General features: G+C 48.1%; 19 protein-coding genes and 1 pseudogene. 14 read left to right on the top strand and 6 right to left on the bottom strand.

The annotated features are described in order from the left end of the window. Window positions 1-75: 75 nt before the first annotated feature. The 4 genes from LQ567_RS15815 to LQ567_RS15800 all read right to left on the bottom strand — a co-directional run bounded on the left by LQ567_RS15815 (window position 76) and on the right by LQ567_RS15800 (window position 3,552). Window positions 76-897, bottom strand: coding sequence for a sugar phosphate isomerase/epimerase family protein (locus tag LQ567_RS15815; protein ID WP_231005709.1), 822 nt, complete (start codon window positions 895-897; stop codon window positions 76-78). Between the two features lie 20 nt (window positions 898-917). After that, window positions 918-2,195 carry a Gfo/Idh/MocA family protein gene (locus LQ567_RS15810; protein WP_231005708.1) on the bottom strand — a complete coding sequence of 426 codons (1,278 nt, stop codon included), beginning with the start codon at window positions 2,193-2,195 and terminating at the stop codon, window positions 918-920. Window positions 2,196-2,451: 256 nt separating this feature from the next. After that, on the bottom strand, window positions 2,452-2,877 hold the full coding sequence (locus LQ567_RS15805; protein WP_231005706.1) for a DoxX family protein: 426 nt from the start codon (window positions 2,875-2,877) through the stop codon (window positions 2,452-2,454). A gap of 90 nt (window positions 2,878-2,967) precedes the next feature. Beyond that, complete coding sequence (locus tag LQ567_RS15800; RefSeq protein WP_231005704.1) at window positions 2,968-3,552, bottom strand: Crp/Fnr family transcriptional regulator; 585 nt, start codon at window positions 3,550-3,552, stop codon at window positions 2,968-2,970. A gap of 253 nt (window positions 3,553-3,805) precedes the next feature. Between LQ567_RS15800 and LQ567_RS15795 the strand changes: the two genes are divergently transcribed. The 7 genes from LQ567_RS15795 (at window position 3,806) to LQ567_RS15765 (ending at window position 8,598) form a co-directional block, all read left to right on the top strand. Beyond that, window positions 3,806-4,372, top strand: a complete 567-nt coding sequence (locus LQ567_RS15795) for a Crp/Fnr family transcriptional regulator (protein ID WP_231005695.1) — start codon at window positions 3,806-3,808, stop codon at window positions 4,370-4,372. Window positions 4,373-4,423: 51 nt separating this feature from the next. Then, complete coding sequence (locus LQ567_RS15790) at window positions 4,424-4,876, top strand: DoxX family protein (RefSeq protein ID WP_231005694.1); 453 nt, start codon at window positions 4,424-4,426, stop codon at window positions 4,874-4,876. A 61-nt stretch (window positions 4,877-4,937) separates the two neighbouring features. Further along, the gene (locus tag LQ567_RS15785) at window positions 4,938-5,675 is read left to right on the top strand and encodes a GNAT family N-acetyltransferase (protein WP_231005692.1); all 738 of its coding nucleotides are present in this window, start codon (window positions 4,938-4,940) and stop codon (window positions 5,673-5,675) included. Window positions 5,676-5,683: 8 nt separating this feature from the next. Then, window positions 5,684-6,496 carry a helix-turn-helix domain-containing protein gene (locus tag LQ567_RS15780; RefSeq protein ID WP_231005691.1) on the top strand — a complete coding sequence of 271 codons (813 nt, stop codon included), beginning with the start codon at window positions 5,684-5,686 and terminating at the stop codon, window positions 6,494-6,496. A gap of 67 nt (window positions 6,497-6,563) precedes the next feature. Then, window positions 6,564-7,067: a DUF6265 family protein gene (locus tag LQ567_RS15775; protein ID WP_231005683.1), complete on the top strand. Its 504-nt coding sequence runs from the start codon at window positions 6,564-6,566 to the stop codon at window positions 7,065-7,067. Window positions 7,068-7,180: 113 nt separating this feature from the next. Beyond that, window positions 7,181-7,918, top strand: a complete 738-nt coding sequence (locus LQ567_RS15770) for a bestrophin-like domain (protein ID WP_231005681.1) — start codon at window positions 7,181-7,183, stop codon at window positions 7,916-7,918. Window positions 7,919-7,953: 35 nt separating this feature from the next. Further along, window positions 7,954-8,598 carry a Pr6Pr family membrane protein gene (locus LQ567_RS15765; protein WP_231005679.1) on the top strand — a complete coding sequence of 215 codons (645 nt, stop codon included), beginning with the start codon at window positions 7,954-7,956 and terminating at the stop codon, window positions 8,596-8,598. Between the two features lie 9 nt (window positions 8,599-8,607). Here LQ567_RS15765 and LQ567_RS26185 read toward each other — a convergent pair. Both LQ567_RS26185 and LQ567_RS15755 read right to left on the bottom strand, forming a co-directional pair. Further along, a pseudogene (locus LQ567_RS26185) lies at window positions 8,608-9,035 on the bottom strand (phage tail protein). A 101-nt stretch (window positions 9,036-9,136) separates the two neighbouring features. Beyond that, window positions 9,137-10,066, bottom strand: coding sequence for a M20/M25/M40 family metallo-hydrolase (locus LQ567_RS15755; RefSeq protein ID WP_231005677.1), 930 nt, complete (start codon window positions 10,064-10,066; stop codon window positions 9,137-9,139). Between the two features lie 210 nt (window positions 10,067-10,276). Here LQ567_RS15755 and LQ567_RS15750 point away from each other — a divergent pair, with 210 nt between their 5' ends. From LQ567_RS15750 to atpA, 7 genes are all read left to right on the top strand, one after another. Beyond that, window positions 10,277-11,014 carry a phytanoyl-CoA dioxygenase family protein gene (locus LQ567_RS15750; protein ID WP_231005675.1) on the top strand — a complete coding sequence of 246 codons (738 nt, stop codon included), beginning with the start codon at window positions 10,277-10,279 and terminating at the stop codon, window positions 11,012-11,014. 82 nt (window positions 11,015-11,096) lie between these two features. Next, window positions 11,097-11,885 carry a helix-turn-helix domain-containing protein gene (locus LQ567_RS15745; RefSeq protein ID WP_231005673.1) on the top strand — a complete coding sequence of 263 codons (789 nt, stop codon included), beginning with the start codon at window positions 11,097-11,099 and terminating at the stop codon, window positions 11,883-11,885. Between the two features lie 67 nt (window positions 11,886-11,952). After that, a complete protein-coding gene (locus tag LQ567_RS15740; protein ID WP_231005672.1) occupies window positions 11,953-12,507 on the top strand; it encodes a dihydrofolate reductase family protein in 555 nt (184 codons plus the stop codon). 183 nt (window positions 12,508-12,690) lie between these two features. Then, entirely contained in the window at window positions 12,691-13,134 is a 444-nt protein-coding gene (locus tag LQ567_RS15735) for an IPExxxVDY family protein (RefSeq protein ID WP_231005670.1), read from the top strand. Between the two features lie 10 nt (window positions 13,135-13,144). Continuing rightward, window positions 13,145-13,375 (top strand): 4a-hydroxytetrahydrobiopterin dehydratase, encoded by a 231-nt coding sequence (locus LQ567_RS15730; RefSeq protein WP_231005669.1) that lies wholly within the window; start codon window positions 13,145-13,147, stop codon window positions 13,373-13,375. 38 nt (window positions 13,376-13,413) lie between these two features. Further along, window positions 13,414-13,890, top strand: a complete 477-nt coding sequence (locus LQ567_RS15725; protein WP_231005667.1) for a DUF4920 domain-containing protein — start codon at window positions 13,414-13,416, stop codon at window positions 13,888-13,890. A 214-nt stretch (window positions 13,891-14,104) separates the two neighbouring features. After that, a complete protein-coding gene (gene atpA, locus LQ567_RS15720; protein ID WP_231005666.1) occupies window positions 14,105-15,685 on the top strand; it encodes a F0F1 ATP synthase subunit alpha in 1,581 nt (526 codons plus the stop codon). The last annotated feature ends 107 nt before the right edge of the window (window positions 15,686-15,792 follow it).

Here is a 15,792-nt window from a genome sequence, read left to right as displayed (position 1 = left end):
TGGGTTTAGTGGCTCAAAATTAAAATCGCGCGTCTGCAAAAACGCCTTACTATATTATACGATAGCTGGTATCCTTTAGTAAAGCTGCTCCCTCCGGATATAGTTAAAACTGGCCGTCACACGGTCCGTGCCATCGGTGGCGGCGGAGGGGGTTTCCACAATCCCGTACAAAAATCCGGCCTGTTTTTTCAGCGGCTGCAATGCGTGGAAGTGCACCATACCGTCACCGGCATTTACGGCTGTTCCTTCCGCATCCACGTCCCGCAAATGCCAGAGCGGAAAACGTCCGGGGTAGGCTTCAAAAAGGGTTTCCGGTGCTGTGCCGGCCTGTACTGCCCAGCCAAGATCCAGTTCAAAGGTTACCAGTTCAGGATCCGTATTTTTCAACAGGATATCGATCGGGCGCTCGCCCTCCACGGGGGCAAATTCAAAATGATGATTATGATAGCCGAAATGAACACCGGCCTTCCGGGCAATGTCTCCGATATGGTTATAATTTTCTGCGATCCGGTAATAGTCCGCAGCGCTGCGTCCGGCATCCGGATAGAGCGAACAGATAAGATAGGCTGCTTTTAACGTATAAACATCTTCCAGTGCCTGGTGGATCGTTTCGGGTGAAACCGGCGCATGGGCGCTGATGCACTGCATTCCTGTAGCCACAAGCTTTTGCCGGAACACACCGGGTTTCAACCCAAAGAAGGTCCGGCTGTTTACATCATAACCCGCGGCTTCCGCAAAACGGAATCCTGTTGCGGCCAGTTTTGCCAGGGTGGGATCGATGCCCCGGGCCAGGTCATTTTTTACCGACCAGAGCTGAACGCCCAGCGGGATGGAGGTGTTATTTAAAAAACCGGACGTTGCAGGTCCGGTTTTTGAAGAATGCGCTTCTGGTTCCATATTGCTGCTTTGAAGCGCTGCTAAAATTTATTAAAATCCCATGCACCCCGGTAGGGCCGGCTGCGCATGATATTGGCGTAAGGATTATCAAAGGCCTCTTTTGCAGGATCCCATTTCAGATCCTTTTGTAATTCGTAAGCGATATTCACCGCATTACAAACCGAAGCGGTACGATGCCCGGTTTCCACATCGCAGATCGGCTTGGAGCGCTTTTTAATGGCATCCACCCAATCTTGGTAGTGATTATCACTAAAGTACAACCGTTTGTCGCTGGTCTTAAATTTCAGTGATGCCAGGTTTTCGGGGTTACTCCTGATAAATCCCCTGCTCACTTCTATCTTGCCTTTATCGCCCAGGAACTGGATGGCATTGCCTTCCCCCCAGTTTTTATGGTTGACTTTTATTCCGTTTGCATAAACAAACGACAATCCATTTTTTGCTCCCGGTTCTTTCGGAGGAATAAATTGTACAGGACCCGAGTTATCCATGCCCAATGCCCATTGTACAATGTCGAACATATGTGCACCCCAGTCGGTGATATAGCCGCCCCCGAAATCGCGGTAGCCACGCCACCAGGCCCATTCCTTTGCTTCCAGCGGAGGCGCCAGGATCTTGTTGAAGCCCCGGTATAATGAGGGCCCGATCCAAAGATCCCAATCCAGTCCATCCGGAACCGGTTCCGTAGGCAGGTCGCATTGTTTTACCGGCTCACCCACCGAAACGTTGATCTCACTTATTTTACCGATGTAGCCGTTTGCTACCAGTTCTGCAGCCTGCCGGAAGTTAAACGATGAACGTTGCATGCTGCCGGTTTGAAAAACACGCTTGTATTTACGTGTGGCATTTACCATCGCACGTCCTTCGGCAATCGTAAGCGCCAGCGGTTTTTCGCAGTAAATATCTTTACCCGCTTTTGCGGCGTCAATGGCAATTTGTGCATGCCAGTGGTCTGGGGTGGCAATAACAACGGCATCGATGTCTTTGCGATCCAGGAGCTCGCGGTAATGTTTGTACCCTTTTACATCGGTGGCTACTTTTTTTTCATTGGCCTTCTGGGCCAGCCCGATAAAATGCTCCAGTTTTTTTTCATACACGTCGCAGGCCGCCAGTACCAGCGTTTCTTTAGGACCGTTAATGGCATTGACCAGGCCATAGGACTGCTTCCCCGTACCGATATATCCGAGGTTAATACGATCACTGGGTGCAACAAACCCGTTGCCTCCCAATACAGAACGGGGAATAATGGTAAATGCCAACGCGCCTTTCGCTGTTTGGCCAATGAAGTTTCTTCTTTTCATACAATCTGTTGAATTTTTTTATGAACAACCAACCGTGTTTCAAATATATAGCATTTTTCGGGGTCTGTAGGAACCGGCGAAGACGAACCTGTTTGTATGCCCTCCGGTATGGTGTTCATAAATAAAAATTCAGGGTAATATACGAGCATCATCTGCTATGAACCGGATTTTGAAGCGGCCTTTTTTAAAGAGGTAGATGGATGCGCATTTTTGCGGGGCAGCGGTCTTTCATCTTTTATAAAGGACCGCTGCCGGGTTATTGTTTCCGCAGGAACAGCAGGTCTGCAGACCATTTACCGCCTCCCAAAAGCAGGATGCCAATGCCCAGACCAATGGCCAGTAAGTGGTATTCAAAACCTTCCCCCTTCTGATTGCCAAACCAGTTCATAAAGAAACCGTGTTGCCAGTGATGTCCCATAATCACCGCGCCCATCATCAACACAATCAGCAGGAGGGCCATCAGGCGGGTGCTGAAGCCGGCAATTAAAAAAAGCGGGGCAATAAATTCGGCAAGGATTACCCCAACGGCCAGCAGCCAGGGCAGGCGATAGTCCTGCTGCAGGTGCATCAGCGTATTTTGAAAATGCGTAACTTTTTGCCAGCCATGCGGCAGCATTACAAGGCCCAGTGTAAGACGGAGTACCAGGGAAGTGATTGCTGGTGTTTGATTAAGGATTTCCATGTTCATTTTTTTTAAGTGATCAAAAAGCAAAACTGCTATTTGCTGCATTCAAAAAAAATGAAGCCGTACAGGAAAAATGCTTGAACTGGTTTAAGATTTTTTGCGGGCAATATTATGCCGGATCTTGCTGAGGAATTCTGCAGACATGCCCAGGTATGCGGCCAGCTGGTATTGGGGCACGCGGCTGCTGATTTCGGGGTACCGGGCTGCAAACTCGAGGTAGCGCTGTTCTGCGGGTTGGCTCATGGCGGCGATAACCCTTTTTTGCAACATAATAAAACTGCGCTGGTAAAGCATGCGGAAAAAGCGCTCCAGTTGCGGAACGTGCTGGTAAAGCGTGTCGAGCCCCGGCTGGTCGATCTGTAACACCGTTGTGGGTTCAAGGGCTTCGATATTGAACTGTGAAGGCGTATTGAATAAAAAGCTTTCATTGTCGTTCAGCCACCAACCCTCAATGCCAAACTGGATGATATATTCCTGGCCGTTGTCGTTGGTAAAATAGGAACGAAGGCATCCTTTTGTTACAAAACTCAAATACCGGCAGGGATCGCCTTCCTGTACCAGGAACTGCCTGCGTTTTAGATTTTTCTGGTGAAACCCCTCAGCAATCAATAGTTCTTCCGCTTTTGTTAAGGGAACCAGGGCGTTTATATGCTGAATTAATAAGGTGTGCATATTCCGTTATTCTTACCGCTACAGCTGGTTTTACAGCCGCGCTCCGTTCTAAAGATAGGGGATTTGCCGCCGGTAATAAAGTTTTAGGAGCCCGGCATATGCAGCTAAAGGAAAGGATGCATTACGGGTATTGCCGGTGGATGGTCCGGTATTTTTCAGGACCAGCCGGGAGGCCCGGTGTTTTAAAATGATAAACCGTACTTTTAATCCCCGCGGGATGCCGCTTCACCAACAAACGATTATAAAGAACAGAATGGAACAGATCCGGAAGCTTTTTGAACAGAGCGTGCAGCTGAGCGATGCTGACTGGGATTTTTTTGCTTCAAAACTGGTGCAGCGATCTTTCAGTAAAAAAAGACGGTTGTTAAAAACCGGCCAAACCGAGCATTATTTATCGTTTATTGAAAAAGGAGCGGTTCGGTTTTATATAGACCGGGAAGAACGGGAACTAACCTTTGCTTTTGCCTTTGCCAATGGATTTGTAAGCGGCTACGATTCCTTTCTTACGCGGTTGCCTTCGGGATACCATATCGAAACGCTTACAGAAACGGTCCTTTGGCAGCTGACTTATGAAGACCTTCAGGCCGTATACAGGCAAACCGCCGTTGGCAATGCAATCGGGCGGTTTGCGGGAGAAGAGCTGTTCCTGAAAAAATCCCGGCGGGAACTTTCACTACTCAATGAAACGGCCGAACAGCGGTACCTGAAGCTTTTTACAGAACAGCCGGAGCTGCTGCAGAAAATCCCTTTAAAATATATTGCATCGTATATTGGCATTACCCCGCAGGCATTGAGCCGCATCCGGAGGCGGATTTATTAATCCAGGTTCATTGTTTTGCGTTACAGGCGGGCGGAACTTTGCATAAAAAAAATGAAACCCTTACTTGTATTACTCGTCACATTTGCAATTACCGCTGTTATTACCACATACATGCACCGCCCCGGAGCCTGGGCCCTGTCTGCCCGCGTTGCTATGGCCGTAATGCTGGTGTTTACGGCAACAGGGCATTTTGCTTTTACAAAAGGGATGTCGATGATGCTGCCGGCGTTTATCCCCGGAAAGGCAGCGCTTGTGTATAGCACCGGGGTTCTTGAAATAGGTGCTGCTGTAGCCTTGCTCATTCCTGCGTTGAGGCTGCCTGCGGCCTGGTTCCTGATCCTGTTCCTTGTGCTGCTGCTTCCGGCAAATGTATATGCCGCGTTGAAGCATGTGGATTACCAGAAAGCCACATTTCACGGAAGCGGACCGGCCTATTTATGGTTCCGGGTACCGCTGCAGTTGTTTTTTATTGCCTGGATTTACCTGTCGGCAATAAAGGCATAAAATTTTTTAGCTTTGTACAGGCTGCAGGAACCGGCGGGGAATGAACATTTAGTTTACGCACATGGCACTTCAGATTACAAAAACAACGTTGGAGGTGATCGAGCCTTTCAGGGTCCTTTTCCTGAATGAAGGGGGCTTTCAGTTTGTATGTAATAAATGCCACCTGTATGGCTGGGCCGATACGTATCTTTTTACCGTTGACGGAACCCCTGCTGGGTATGGCGCCGTATGGGGAACGGATAAGCGCGAAGACCGGGACACCATTTTTGAATTTTACCTGGAGCCTCCCTACCGGGGAATGGCCAGCCGCATTTTCGGGGAGTTTCAGCAAGTCAGTAATACGATACAGGTAGAAAGCCAGACCAACGACCGGTTGCTGACCGCCATGCTATATGAAACCACCCGGAATATTTATGCGGAAGCGATCCTTTTTGAGGAACAGTATACCACCCGGCTGGCGGTGCCTGGTGTTGTATTCCGTAAACGGAAGGCCACGGATGATATGGGAGATGACGACAGTACGCATGTACTGGTACAGGACGGTGTAATTGCTGCCAGTGGCGGCCTGATGCTGAATTATAATATCCCCTATGCAGATATCTATATGCAGGTTAAAGAACCATTCCGCGGGCGGGGATTGGGCACGTTGATCGTGCAGGAGTTAAAGAAGGAAGCCTATCGCATGGGCCGGGTGCCGGCTGCCCGGTGTAACATTGAAAACCAGGTGTCCAAATCCACGCTGTTAAAAGCGGGGTTTCGCATTTGCGGTTTTCGTATCAGGGGCACTATTAAAAAATAGCGGGCATTATGAACTATCAAACATTTTCGCCAGGGGAGAACGTGGATGGCTTTATAAAATGTTACTGGACGCTGGAAAGCACGGAAGCATCGGCGCAGCGGCAACGGATCGTACCGGATGGCTGTATGGAAATGATCTTTCATTATGGCGACCGGTACAAGCAGTATACGGATCAAAGCCATTGTATCGTACAACCCCGGTGTTTTGTGATCGGACAGCTCACCCGTCCGCTTGAAATAGAACCCACCGGAGCTACAGGTATCTTTGCGGTGCGTTTCCGGCCGGAAGGGTTTATTCCTTTTGCCACGTTGCCGGTAAAGGAAATGGAGAATAAGGCCGTTTCGACCAGGCTGCTGTTTGCAGCTGCCGGCAGCCGGTTGAACAGGAATATATTAAGAGCCGGAACAACTGCGGAACGTATTGCGATAACGGAAACCTTTTTGCAGACGCGGCTGGAGGATCAACGCACCATCGACCGCATAGCCAAACAAACGGTTGAGATGATCCTTTCGGCGAATGGGCGCTGCGCTGTTGATGAGCTTTCCGGACAGTTACAGGTAAACCGCCGGCAATTGGAACGGACGTTTGCCACGATGATCGGGCTTAGCCCGAAACAACTTTCCCGGATCGTTCGCATGCAAACCGTGCTGCGCCTGTTGCTGAACAAGCAATACGACAGCCTTACCGGCCTTGCCTATGAAGGGGAGTATTATGACCAGGCGCATTTTATCAGGGACTTCCGGGCATTTACCGGCAAAACACCCGGCGATTTTTATGGGCGCAACCTGCAACTCTCGGCATTGTTCTATGGTGTGGAATAGCCTGTCGCATTTTTACAATTCCCGCTTTTCAATACCGGTTAGCTTTGTTCCTCTAAAATGGTTGCCGATGTATTCTAAAACAAAGATCTTACTGATCTCCGCACTTTTTTTCCTCTGCTGCTGGAAAGCAGATACCCGCCCGCAACTCCGCAGTGCGGAATGGCTGCTGGGAACCTGGGCGTACCGCCCTGCCCCGGGAAAAAGCATTTATGAAACCTGGACAAGATCGGGTGGTGAAACATTATCGGGGGTCAGTTATATGCTCAAAGAAAAAGATACCCTGGTGTTTGAAACGGTAAAGCTGGTACAAAAAAATGAGCAGTTGTTGTACATAGCAACCGTCCGGCAGCAGAACAATGGTGTGCCGGTTGCCTTTGCTTCTAAAACGGTTTCGGATACCGAACTGGTATTTGAAAACCTGCGGCATGATTTTCCCCAGCAGATCCGGTATGCCAGGGTGGGGGCGGATTCCCTGGTGGCCGAAATTTCCGGTGTAAAAAACGGTACCCGGCGGAAGCAGTCTTATCCGATGAAACGGTTATATGGAGCGCAGGGTGCGGGTTCTTATTAAAACAATACAGCGATTTTTTTGTAAATTCGGGAGGTGCATGTTGCAGGGAACGCGGAACAATACCGGGTCCGTACTTTCCTGTTTTTATTATAATGGTCAAATCGCATCAGGTTATGCTGGACGCTTTATGGGTGATTGGTCTTTATATTGTTCTACTATTCTTTAGTGTTGCCGGGGGAATCTGGTATGCCCTACGCTACCGGAAAACATCTCGCTGGGAGCACTCCGGTATAGAAAATTCCATCGTAGGCATATTTGGCCTCATCATTTCCTTCACTTTTTTACAGGCAGGAAATGCGCATCGCGAGCGGTTTGCTTATTTGCATAAGGAGGCAAATAATGTAGATGCGCTCTACCGGTACAGCAGGGAGCTGCCGGATTCATTCCGGCTGTATACAAAAAGCATGCTGCAGGCATTTTTAAAGCACCAGCTGGCTTATGAACAGTCCGGCAATATTGACTTTTTTTACAATTCCAAAAAACAAAGCGATGCCTATTGGGCAAACCTTATCGCCCTGAAAAATCAACCACACAATGCCGCTATCGATAAAGTGGCGGAATATTTTGATCAGTTACAGGATACGGTTTCACTATTTGCCTATTCAAACTATGAGCGAACACCGGCCTTCGTTATTTTCCTGTTGGTGGTTGTTTCAATGCTGATCGGATTTTTAGTCGGGTTTATGAACGGTGTAAAAGAGCGGGTGCATTATATGGTGCCGCTTATATACTTTGTAACCGTATCACTGACCATGCTGGTCATCAGCGATCTGAACAATCCCCGGTTGGGACTGATAAGGCCCAGCTACTATCATTTGCAATTAACCCTGCAATACGTACAAAATAACTGAACCAACCCCCATTGCCTGGATCAAACGAACCGAATATGATGCATACTCAAATAAGAAAACGCTGGTTGTTGATCCTTGTAACGGTAGTGGCCTGGTTTGCCGTGGCCCTGCAGCTTTACCTGATGCTGCTGAATACAAAAAATCCGATCGGGGAAACCTTATTGCGTTTCTTCAGTTATTATACCATTCTCACCAATGTGCTCGTGGCCGTTTATGGCACCGTGCTGCTGGTAAAACCTTCCGGCCGGGCAGGATTGTTTTTGATACGGCCCGGAACGGCAACGGCTGTTGCGGTATATATTACCATAGTGGGCCTGGTGTATAACCTGGTATTACGCCGGTTATGGAGCCCTGAAGGGTGGCAATGGCTGGTGGATGAACTGCTGCATGTGGGTGTTCCCCTGCTGTTCATTCTGTACTGGCTGATTGCGATTCCTAAATCCACGCTGTACTGGAAGCGTATTCCCGGGTGGCTGATCTATCCGGCCGTATATGCCATCTGTATTTTTTTACGGGGCGCACAATCAGGTTTTTACCCGTATCCCTTTGTTGACGTAACGGTGCTGGGATATCCGCGGGCGTTGTTAAACAGCCTTATTTTAACAGGAGGGTTCCTGCTGGTCTCCGCTGTATTTGTAGGGTTTGGCTGCTGGCTGTCCCGTGCAAACCGCTCCGCTTAAGAAGGTTGGTTATATTTTTACCACTGTTAGTCCTTCATGGGTGAGCTCCAGGCTTTCCATCGCTATATTATTGGCCCCTGCGGCAAGCACCGGTCCGGTATATTTTACCGGGAATGCATGCTTAACCCGCCATATAACAATAGGCTCGTGATTTTCATTTAAAAGCGAAATAACAATATCACGCCGCTGGATCTGGTTCATTTGCTTGGTATTGATCCAGTCAAAAAATCATTATCACCTTTAAGGATGCTTCTTTTTAAAACAACATTGGAATAGCTGCGCAGGCCGGGTAGTTTACGCATCTGGTCTTCCGGGCTGGCACCTTCGCGGAAGAGCACGGGTTCTATTTCAATGTTCAGTCCGGATATTTCGGCAAACCCCGTCCGGGATCCGCCCCAATCGGCTGTAAAATGATAACGGGAAACAGGTTGTGGCATGATGGCTTGTTTTTAGATCCGGATTGCCGGATAAATAAAACGCCAATGTACAATAAAGACGAGCGGTTTCCGATCGCTAATTTTATGGATGATCCGGGGCTTTAATTGGTGGGGGTAAAAGCCATTTTCGGTACAGTCATAGACCGGTCGATAACCCGGATCTCCAGTTCCAGAATGGATTTTAGGGCGTTGAAGTTTATTTTGGCGGGGTCATCACCGGTTTTGTGATAGTCTGGGTGCCCCCCTGTATGAAAAAACAGTACCGGGACCTGCTTTCTGTAAAAGGAGGTCTGGTCCGAACCACCACTCCCGTCTCTGCTTGTATAGAATTTTATACCGGCTGTAATTCCTTTAAATATCTCAGGAAAACCAGTGCTGGTACCATACCCGATTACGGCCACCCCGTTATCCGGGTTATATCTCCCGATCATATCCATATTCAGCATCCAATGGATCGTATTTAAAGGCATCACGGGGTGCTCCACAAAATATTTTGATCCCAGGAGTCCCAATTCCTCGGCTCCAAAGGCAATAAAAAGAAGGTTAAAACGCTCTTTAACCCCGTTTTTCGCATAATATTTTGCAAGCTCCAGGAGCCCGGCCACTCCCGATGCATTGTCGTCTGCACCGTTATGTATTTTTCCAATATTCAGGGAGTCTTTGCTATTGCCCAGGTCTCCATACCCGATATGGTCATAATGCGCGCCCACAACAATGGTATAGGGCGCATCGTTATCTAAGAAGCCGATAATATTGGCGGAGCTCCGGATGCTGTCTTTAACTACCACTCGTTTAACCTTCGCTTCAAACTGCTGGCGGAACCCATCCGTACCCATTGGCCTGAGCCCATATTTCTTAAAATGTGTTTCGATATAGGTTGCAGCGGTTTCAGCTTCCTTACTGCCCGTTTGGCGGCCTTTCATATGATCTGCTGCCAGGTAATGGATGTGCTTTTTTAATTTTTTTTCGGATATCTGGGCATTGGCAACCGAAGCGGTCAGTAAAAAAAGAAGCAAAAAATAGTTATTCATAAAACCCCGTTTTTTTAAACGCCCGCGCGAAGGCGGTAAGCGTATTGGTCATTTTGTGCGAAGATCGGGGAAATAGCGCTGGTAATTTTTTGCAGTGATTTGTATGGGGTATTGGCAGCATGGATGCCACCTGCAGGCTTCATTTATCCGGCTCAGCATGGTGCTGGTAAAGGGCAAAACACGAACCGCTATCTCTGCGTATATTTGATAATGGCAATAACGGAACAGGAACCTTTGCAAACACTGCAACCCGAGCTGGGGACAAATGGATTTGCGGTGGTTCCGGGTATTTTTACATCACAGGAAGTAGCTGCAATACTGCAGGAAATAGAACGGGCCGATTCATTAAAAGACACCTTCCGGAAATCGGGTGGTCTTTTTGCTATCCGCCAGTTTCTGAAGGAGATTCCGGAAACCCGTGCACTGATTTTTAATGCCCGGCTCAAACAACTGATCAACCGGCTTTTTGGCAGTAATTATTTTGTAGTAAAAAGCATTTACTTTGATAAGCCTGCTGCTTCCAATTGGTTTGTAAGCTACCACCAGGATCTTACGATTTCCGTTGACCGGAAGGCCGCCGTTGCGGGTTTTGGTCCCTGGACGGTAAAACAAGATCAGTTTGCCGTACAGCCGCCGGTTCCTCTTCTGGAAAATATTTTTACGGTACGGATACACCTGGATGATACTGATGCTGCCAACGGTGCATTAAACGTAGTGCCGGGGTCGCATAGGAAAGGCATTTACCGGCCGGAAAATATCGACTGGGCGGTGGAAAAAGAGCATACCTGCTGCGTTCCTGAGGGTGGGATAATGATCATGCAACCACTTTTGCTGCATAGCTCGGGGCGTACTCAGAACAGCCGGTCGCGGCGGGTGATCCATATTGAGTTTTCGGACAGGGAGATGCCAAACGGGTTAAAATGGGCGGAGCGGTTAGCGGTGTTGTAATCCTGAACGGCAGCAAACAGTGCGGCGCTGATGAGCGGATCTTTGACCGGGGCACATTTGCAGTCAACTGTTTTATATTTGAATGATGAAAACCGCTTTTTTTATACCGCCTTTGCCAATTGCGCAGTATGTAAGTGGTATCCTGGTTATTGAAGCGTTCGGTAGCCCGCACGAGTTTGTGATTCCCCTTTTTGCCAATGGCTGTCCGACCCTCGTTTTTCAGACTGTGCCGGCAATCAAAGCCGGGCAAACAACCGGCCATCTTTCGCTTTACGGGCAAACGGTACAGCCCGGAGAATTGAAATTTAAAGATCCCTTTGTCTTTATCGCCTACTTTTTTTATCCGCATGCGCTAAAACCGCTTTTCGGTATTAATCCCCGGGAAATAACCGGGGGTGATCTTGATATAATGTTGTTAAAACAGGCAAAAGATATCAACCTGGAAGCGCAGCTGCTGAGTACCACTTCGCTTGCGAAACGGCTGGAACTGATCGATACGTATATTTTAAAGCTGGCGGAACAGGAAGCTAAAAGCGATGAAAAAATTGTTTTTGCCACAAGCCGGTTACGCAAAAGCAATGGCCTCTATACATTGAGCAACCTGCAAAAAGAGCTGCACACAACCGAAAGAAGCTTTCAGCGGCTGTTTGAGAGCCATATTGGTATTGCTCCCAATCTTTACCGGCGCATCTGCCAGTTCCAGTTCGCCTTTCAGCAGGTCAACCAAAAAAAAATACTGAAACTTACGGATATTGCCTATGACAGCGGGTTTGCTGATCAAAGCCATTTTATACGGGTGTTTAAAGAGTTTACCGGCTTAACGCCTAATGAATACCTGGCAAAGCGGGCGCCCTATAATCCCGAATTCTGATTTTGTCGGTTCCGTTCTATTTTCCGGTTCCTCAGCGATGCATTTTTGCGGTATAAATTTTATCACAATGAGAAAAATAATTGTAACAGAATGGATGTCGCTGGACGGTATCACCGACGCCGGCACTATGGCCGAATGGTTCAATCCTTATCACAGCGACAGCAGGGCAAATGCCATCCGGGAAACCATTCATAACAGCGAAATCATGCTGTATGGACGCGTTACGTATCAGATGCTTTATCCCTACTGGAGCGCCCTGAAGAATAATGAAATGGGTGTTGCCGAAAAGCTGAATACCTCAAAAAAGTATGTAGTTTCCGCCAGCTTAACGGAGGCTCCCTGGGAGCACACCACCATTATTAAGGAGGATCCGGTTAGGGCAATTACCGAGCTTAGGGGCCAGGAAGGCGGTCCGGTTCTGGTGCAGGGCAGTGCAACACTTGTAAAAACGCTGGCTGCTTCCGGTCTTGTAGATGAATGGAAACTGCTGGTTCAGCCACATATTATGGGTACGGGCGCGGGCAACCTGTTTCCCGGCATCCATGCCAGCCTGGAGCTGATGCAGGTACAGCAACTGGAAAAAGGTGTTCTGCAACTTTGTTATGGCCGGGAAAACAAATGAGAGCCCGCGAGGAAAACAGGCCATCGGTTGAAAACGGCGCCGGGAAAATTTCCGGCAAAGAGGTATAAAAAATAAAATGCCGTTGTACGGGCGCGGCTCCGGCGCATTATTTGCTACCTTTACCGCATCAGTCCGGCGGGGAAGACCGGTTGTTATATGGCTTCCCGGAAACCCGTTTCATTCATGGCTACAGTAAAATTATCTTTAAATACCGAACAGATCACCGAGGAATTCTTTGAAGACACAAAGCTCCTGGGGATTGTAACTACGGTTAAGGATTATAAATTTTGCTGGAACCTGAATAATCTGCTCGAGCTGGATTTCCGGATCAACCATGATATTGAGATCAAATTAAAACGGAAAAGACGGCTTTATTTCTTTTCAGTATACGAATACCGGGATCCCAACAGTTCGCTTTGTCATTATTTATATAATAACCTGTACGACGGGGAGTTTCTGTTACCGGAATTTAAACACCTCGATTTCCTGTGGCTGATGAAAAATGACACGGTAACGGATGAATACCTGGAGCAGGTAAAAGCCTGGCTGCGGGAGATCCCTGGGGTGCAGCTGATTACCGAGCTCACCAACGAAAAAATAAAAAACAAGGATTACCTGATCTTTTAAAACTTTTGTTATGTGGACGGAAAACGATCATAAGCTGTACCGGAAATTTTCCTTTAAGGATTTCAATGAAGCCTTTGGCTTTATGACCCGGGTGGCGCTGGCAGCCGAAAAAATGGACCACCATCCTACCTGGACCAATACCTATAATACCGTGGAAGTCTGGCTTTCTACACATGATGCCGGAGATGTGGTGACCGAAAAAGATTACAAACTGGCAAAAAAGATCGATAATTGTCTTTAAATGGTGATTTTACCAATCCGAAACCTAATCTTCTAAATATGAGAAAAGTACTGTTGCTGATGCTGCCCCTTTTTGCAGGTATCTTATTATATGCGCAGCCTCCTGCCGGAAGCGCCCGGAAGGGAGACGCCTACGGTGAAAAAATAACCGCGAAAGACGCCCTTTCCCTGGAGGAGCTGGCCGGAAAACTGTCTTCTTCAAAAGACGAGGAGGTAAAGGCCAAGATAAAGGGACCTGTTTTGGCGGTTTGCGCAAAAAAAGGATGCTGGCTTACCATGGAGTTGCCGGACAAGACCAAAATGCAGGTTAAGTTTAAAGACTATGGCTTTTTTGTACCAACGGCTATTACCGGTAAAACAGTCGTGCTGGAAGGAGTGGCCCGCCAGAAACTGGTATCGGTAAATGAGCTGAAACATTATGCGGAGGACGCCAAAAAGCCGCAGGCTGAGATTGATGCGATCACAAAACCCGAAAAACAGGTGCGGTTTGAAGCTGCAGGAGTACTGGTGATCTAATTATCAACCCCTAAACGGTCCTCCGGCCACCCTGAAAATGGCACAGCAGGCGATGAGCGATTGACCGCCTGTATTTTACCGGCAGTACAATGCATGGCAAAAAATTTTCACTTCCTTATTTTTTGTTGGGAATGTGGTAATACACTACTTTTGCAGCCTGAAAACGGGCGTTAGGCCCTGTTTCTATACAACAACGTATTAAATATCATTATTTATGCCGGAAATAAAACCAGACGAAATAAGTGCCATCCTTCGGGAGCAGCTGAGCAACTTTAATGCTCAGGCGGATTTAGAGGAAATTGGTACCGTATTACAAGTGGGGGATGGTATCGCCCGCGTTTATGGCCTTGGAAATGTAAGGTATGGTGAGCTTGTTGAGTTTGAAAACGGTGTACGTGCCATTGCGCTGAACCTGGAAGAAGACAACGTGGGTGTGGTATTGATGGGTGAAGGCAAGGATATTAAAGAAGGTTCCAAGGTACGCCGTACCAGCCAGATCGCCTCTATTAAAGTAGGCGAAGGCATGACCGGTCGTGTGGTAAACACATTGGGACAGCCCATTGATGGTAAAGGACCGCTTTCCGGCGAATTGTATGAAATGCCGCTGGAGCGGAAGGCCCCCGGGGTTATTTTCCGGGAGCCGGTAAAAGAACCGCTGCAGACCGGTATCAAGGCGATCGATGCAATGATCCCCATCGGCCGTGGCCAGCGGGAGCTGATCATCGGTGACCGTCAGACCGGTAAAACTGCGATCGCGATCGATACTATTATCAACCAGAAAGAATTTTTTAAAGCAGGCAAGCCTGTATATTGTATCTATGTAGCCATCGGACAGAAAGCATCTACCATTGCAGGTGTGATGAAAACCCTGGAAGATAACGGTGCGATGGAATATACAACCATCGTTGCTGCTTCTGCTTCTGACCCGGCTCCGCTGCAGTTCTACGCTCCGTTTGCAGGTGCTGCTATTGGTGAATATTTCCGCGATACCGGACGCCCGGCGCTGATCATTTATGATGATCTGTCTAAACAGGCGGTGGCCTACCGCGAGGTGTCCCTGCTGCTGCGTCGTCCTCCGGGCCGTGAAGCATATCCCGGTGACGTATTCTACCTGCACAGCCGTTTGCTGGAAAGAGCTGCAAAAGTGATCAACAACGACGAGATCGTTAAAGACATGAACGACCTGCCGGAATCCATCAAACACCTGGTAAAAGGTGGTGGTTCCTTAACTGCTCTGCCCATTATTGAAACACAGGCGGGTGACGTATCTGCTTACATTCCTACCAACGTGATCTCCATTACCGATGGACAGATCTTCCTGGAATCTTCACTGTTCCTCTCCGGTATCCGTCCGGCGATCAACGTGGGTATCTCCGTAAGCCGTGTGGGTGGTAACGCGCAGATCAAATCCATGAAAAAAGTAGCCGGTACCCTGAAGCTTGACCAGGCATTATACCGCGAGCTGGAAGCCTTCTCAAAATTCGGGGGTGATCTGGATGCCGCTACCAAAAACGTAATTGATAAAGGTGCCCGGAACGTAGAGATCCTGAAGCAACCGCAATATTCTCCTTATTCTGTAGAAAAACAGGTAGCCATCATTTACCTGGGTACCAACGGTCTGATCAAAGACGTTCCGGTAAACAAGGTGAAGGAATTTGAAGAAATGTTCCTCCTGGAAATGGAAAACAAATATCCGCAGGTACTGGCAGAGTTTAAAAAAGGAAATCTGCCGGAAGAAGGATTAAAACAAATGGTGGAGCTGGCAAATGGCCTTATCCCCCAGTTTAAGAAATAAGCAGTGTAACTGATTTTTTAAGGGCTGTCCGAAAGGATGGCCCTTTTTTATGGCCGAAAATGAGTTATATAGTGGCTTTTTTTAATTTAAACGGCAATCGATTTTTG

The sequence above is a fragment of the Niabella pedocola genome (assembly GCF_021044425.1).
Classification (GTDB): domain Bacteria; phylum Bacteroidota; class Bacteroidia; order Chitinophagales; family Chitinophagaceae; genus Niabella; species Niabella pedocola.
This window is presented reverse-complemented; position numbering and strand designations above follow the sequence as displayed.

What these genes read in the sequence shown, in the direction of transcription:
- LQ567_RS15765 (WP_231005679.1), top strand. Translation starts at nt 7,954, where the DNA reads ATGATGCATACTCAAATAAGAAAACGCTGGTTGTTGATCCTTGTAACG.
- atpA (WP_231005666.1), top strand. Translation starts at nt 14,105, where the DNA reads ATGCCGGAAATAAAACCAGACGAAATAAGTGCCATCCTTCGGGAGCAG.
- LQ567_RS15725 (WP_231005667.1), top strand. Translation starts at nt 13,414, where the DNA reads ATGAGAAAAGTACTGTTGCTGATGCTGCCCCTTTTTGCAGGTATCTTA.
- LQ567_RS15780 (WP_231005691.1), top strand. Translation starts at nt 5,684, where the DNA reads ATGAACTATCAAACATTTTCGCCAGGGGAGAACGTGGATGGCTTTATA.
- LQ567_RS15805 (WP_231005706.1), bottom strand. Translation starts at nt 2,877, where the DNA reads ATGGAAATCCTTAATCAAACACCAGCAATCACTTCCCTGGTACTCCGT.
- LQ567_RS15750 (WP_231005675.1), top strand. Translation starts at nt 10,277, where the DNA reads ATGGCAATAACGGAACAGGAACCTTTGCAAACACTGCAACCCGAGCTG.
- LQ567_RS15775 (WP_231005683.1), top strand. Translation starts at nt 6,564, where the DNA reads ATGTATTCTAAAACAAAGATCTTACTGATCTCCGCACTTTTTTTCCTC.
- LQ567_RS15795 (WP_231005695.1), top strand. Translation starts at nt 3,806, where the DNA reads ATGGAACAGATCCGGAAGCTTTTTGAACAGAGCGTGCAGCTGAGCGAT.
- LQ567_RS15740 (WP_231005672.1), top strand. Translation starts at nt 11,953, where the DNA reads ATGAGAAAAATAATTGTAACAGAATGGATGTCGCTGGACGGTATCACC.
- LQ567_RS15755 (WP_231005677.1), bottom strand. Translation starts at nt 10,066, where the DNA reads ATGAATAACTATTTTTTGCTTCTTTTTTTACTGACCGCTTCGGTTGCC.
- LQ567_RS15790 (WP_231005694.1), top strand. Translation starts at nt 4,424, where the DNA reads ATGAAACCCTTACTTGTATTACTCGTCACATTTGCAATTACCGCTGTT.
- LQ567_RS15810 (WP_231005708.1), bottom strand. Translation starts at nt 2,195, where the DNA reads ATGAAAAGAAGAAACTTCATTGGCCAAACAGCGAAAGGCGCGTTGGCA.
- LQ567_RS15785 (WP_231005692.1), top strand. Translation starts at nt 4,938, where the DNA reads ATGGCACTTCAGATTACAAAAACAACGTTGGAGGTGATCGAGCCTTTC.
- LQ567_RS15735 (WP_231005670.1), top strand. Translation starts at nt 12,691, where the DNA reads ATGGCTACAGTAAAATTATCTTTAAATACCGAACAGATCACCGAGGAA.
- LQ567_RS15800 (WP_231005704.1), bottom strand. Translation starts at nt 3,552, where the DNA reads ATGCACACCTTATTAATTCAGCATATAAACGCCCTGGTTCCCTTAACA.
- LQ567_RS15730 (WP_231005669.1), top strand. Translation starts at nt 13,145, where the DNA reads ATGTGGACGGAAAACGATCATAAGCTGTACCGGAAATTTTCCTTTAAG.
- LQ567_RS15815 (WP_231005709.1), bottom strand. Translation starts at nt 897, where the DNA reads ATGGAACCAGAAGCGCATTCTTCAAAAACCGGACCTGCAACGTCCGGT.
- LQ567_RS15770 (WP_231005681.1), top strand. Translation starts at nt 7,181, where the DNA reads ATGCTGGACGCTTTATGGGTGATTGGTCTTTATATTGTTCTACTATTC.
- LQ567_RS15745 (WP_231005673.1), top strand. Translation starts at nt 11,097, where the DNA reads ATGATGAAAACCGCTTTTTTTATACCGCCTTTGCCAATTGCGCAGTAT.